Here is a 3,290-nt window from a genome sequence, read left to right as displayed (position 1 = left end):
TGCCTGTGCAAATTGCTCTTTGACAGCATGGTTTAGTAATTTTTGATTAGCCTTTACTTGGACGACATAATCTGCGCTTCGACTTGTAAGTAACTGTAATGTATCGCGTTGACAGTGTAAGGCATCAAGAGTAATCACTGCGTCAGTAATATTCAGAACATTCAAGACTTCACGCACAGCTGCAATTTCACAACCTTTGCCTTCAGTCATTTCTTGATAAAGGAATAGGCCATTATCAACATCATAAGCAGCTACAGAGTGCAATGCATCATCTGGGTTTTTATGGTAAGAGCCTCTCAATGCCTTACCATCTAAGGCAATCAAAGGTTGCTGTTTACGCTCCCTCATTTGATTCACCCAGCTCAGCAAAGCAAGCATAAGGCTTTGACAATCAACACTTTCAACAATACGAGCAATCGTATGTCTGCGGGGAATTCCATGCTTGAATGCACGATACTGACGCAGCCAATCAAGCTTTAAATCTCCAAATCTTTCAATGTCTTGCCATCCTTCAGCACCTGTTGATATAGCGGATAAAATAAGAAACATGACATCAACAAGGTTATGGCGTTGGTTAATATGAGAACGATTTTCTTCCACGAGGGCTAAGTGATCAAATAGGGTCATGACAGGTCGATATAATACTAAACTTATATGATCAGATCGCGCAGATTCGTAAAAGTTCAGTCAATTAACAAAGTGCGATCCTGCCCTGAAGTCTTGGTAAGGTGCTTTATCACGCTCCGAACCAGAGCCACTTAATATCAACTTCCCGAGTTCAAATTTGTTTTGAGTAGATCCTTTATTTTTTTGAAGCTCGTTCATCACAGAGAAAAATGTTTTCTCATGCTCTGCGAATCGGCCCCCCATTGTCACCTTGCAACAAGTAACAGTCTCATTAATAAATGCCTCCAATGCATTGAATGCAAATATCAAACTAACTAGAGCTTGTTCTGGGTGTTCTTCTGTGCGATCACGAGCATCGACTGCAATATCATATAGAGTTACCGCTCGAAAAAAGCCTCTTTTACGTTTAATCACTGAAATACTCCTTTTACTAGCTAACGCCAGCTTCAGCTACCCCGAACACGAAGCAGGGTTTGTGTTATTATTTGAGCGCAGCGAGTTAACACCAAAACCGCGCAGTGTTTGGGGTCAGACTGGAAGCACTTGTTAAATGCCTTGTTCAAGTTGATAACCTAAACCAGCAATAAGCCCATTAACCTGAGTATCGTCTAACACGAATTTAGGAATGTACTGCATTCCTTGAGGTATATCTTCAACTGGAGAAAGCATTGCCCCACGCCCTAGACCAAAATTTGATTCAATAAACTGTCTCAACACACTTGTATGTTCTAACGAATATGCAGTTCTAAATATTGACAGATCACCGATAAAGCCATCTATTTCTATCCAACAATGACCATCCCACTTTTGATTTAACAATTTTTCTGTGTTTCCGCTGACCGGTATATTTTTCTTACACTTGAAAATGCGCTTACCTTCAATTTTTAGGTCTCCAGCAACAACAATCGCAGGTATATCATAGTGATCATTTAACATGCCAGCCCATGCTGCACTCAACATGGCACATGCACCAAAACTCGGCTGTACGGTAGACATAATATCTTTGGCTGTTTCAATTAACGGCTGAGGTGAATCTAAATTGAAATATTGAAACTTATTTGCCTCTTGCACACCACGAGATCTGGCGATCAATTGCTGAATTACCGTTGTTCTCATTTTGCCTCCTAGCATTTAACGCCCGCATTTGCGTCTGGTTTGGAGCGAAGCGGAAAACCAGTCCGACAACATGCGCTTGTTATATCATTTTTTCCGTTCGCCAAACATTTTAATCCACAATGCAAACCCTCGTTGCTGCAACCTGTATTCGCCTATCTTTGAGGGATTTCTAAGTATAATCTTTCGATTAGTTAAAGCTTGCAATGCGTCTGTTAGGGTTTGATCTTTTCCGGTGAACTTCTCTCTAATCTCACTCTTTTTAATCCATGAGTTAAGACTCTCTGCCATTATTGATAGAACTTCTCGATACTCATCAGATTTAATCTGCTCATGATATTGAGCTGCATAATAACGAGACCCAATAGCATCAATTGCCCCCCTGGATCGAATGCACCATTTAAGACATCATCAGCAGAAATTTCTCCATCTGTATTTGCTTCAAAAGCAGAATATGCAAACTGCTGAATAAAGTGTGGATACCCTTCAGACAATGTTGATATATGATTTTTTGCATCGACAGATACAGTTGTCTGATCGTCATTCAACCTATTGCCTTCTTCGATCCCTCTATCGACAACGTAGTGACGATCTTCAGGCCTTAGCTCTTTCACTTTTATTTGCGTGAATATACGCAAAGAAGATTCGTGAGATCTAGATAGTTTTTCAATGACTTCATTTAGGCCTGCGACAACAAACATTACTTTGCTGCAACCATGTTGTTGTAACAACTCTGTAGTGGCTTTTAATAGATAGCCGATTTGCAAATCTTCACATGCATTATCTGCTTCATCTATAAAGATAACTATTCCATCTTTAGCTTTGTTCCCCTTGTCTGGGTCACAAACTCTGTTGCATGTTTCAGCTAAAGAGTAGGAAAAATCATCAATAACTAAGTCGGGATCACTTGTTTGGACAGACTTTTCAATGCCTGAGTCCATAACTTTTATTCTCTGAACAAAATCCCAAGTGCTCCCCATTATCTTGCGAAATATTTCTTCTTTTCCCAGTTCTCTTTGTAAGTTTCGCTGTATCAACTTAATAAAGGTTACTAAATTTGTACCATTAGAAATAATTGCATTTAAAGTAATGAAGTTGAAGTTTTCATAATCTGGCGACTTAATTTCACCATTTGCTAATGGCTTAAACAGAGTCAACAAAGATGATTTACCAATGCCTCTTTCTCCAGTTATCAGGAGATTACTTGGATTACCACTTTTTGTTTGAAATAAAGCTGTTTCAAAAGTATCAATTTCGCCAAGGCGCCCTGCAAACATAGCTGTTGGCACTGGGCTATGTGGTTTGAATGGATTGATCTTTTTCAATTGGGTTCCTTATCTAAATTATCCGTGTAGTGATATAACGCCCAATTAAGGTGTGAAGCACGCGCCCACAGCACTTAATTTGACCTCCGTAAACTCTGAACTAAATCCAAACCAAAAATGCCAAGCGTGCTGAATCACTCTTAAATTGTTTGTATGGATAATAACCCACGAATTTGGGTAAAGTGAGACCCAGGCTTTAGCTGCAACTAAAGCTTTCCATGTAGT

5 protein-coding genes are annotated in these 3,290 nt (G+C 39.6%); all 5 read right to left on the bottom strand.

The features are described from left to right. On the bottom strand, nt 1-627 hold a 627-nt coding region (locus Q4579_RS22710; RefSeq protein ID WP_303567220.1), incomplete at its 3' end, for an ISAs1 family transposase. Between the two features lie 60 nt (nt 628-687). Continuing rightward, nucleotides 688-1,041: a hypothetical protein gene (locus Q4579_RS22705; protein ID WP_303567218.1), complete on the bottom strand. Its 354-nt coding sequence runs from the start codon at nt 1,039-1,041 to the stop codon at nt 688-690. Between the two features lie 132 nt (nt 1,042-1,173). Continuing rightward, entirely contained in the window at nt 1,174-1,743 is a 570-nt protein-coding gene (locus Q4579_RS22700) for a hypothetical protein (protein WP_303567216.1), read from the bottom strand. Nucleotides 1,744-2,030: 287 nt separating this feature from the next. Beyond that, on the bottom strand, nt 2,031-3,065 hold the full coding sequence (locus Q4579_RS22695; protein WP_303567215.1) for an AAA family ATPase: 1,035 nt from the start codon (nt 3,063-3,065) through the stop codon (nt 2,031-2,033). 45 nt (nt 3,066-3,110) lie between these two features. Continuing rightward, nucleotides 3,111-3,290, bottom strand: a 180-nt coding sequence (locus Q4579_RS22690; RefSeq protein ID WP_303567213.1) for a hypothetical protein, incomplete at its 5' end; no start/stop codon positions are given.

Origin of the sequence: Photobacterium sp. 1_MG-2023 (genome assembly GCF_030547945.1) — a bacterium.
Classification (GTDB): domain Bacteria; phylum Pseudomonadota; class Gammaproteobacteria; order Enterobacterales; family Vibrionaceae; genus Photobacterium.
The sequence above is the reverse complement of the archived record's forward strand: the minus strand, read 5'-3'. Positions and strand labels throughout refer to the sequence as shown.

Coding starts and splice junctions, on each gene's coding strand:
- Q4579_RS22700 (WP_303567216.1), bottom strand. CDS start 1,743: ATGAGAACAACGGTAATTCAGCAATTGATCGCCAGATCTCGTGGTGTG.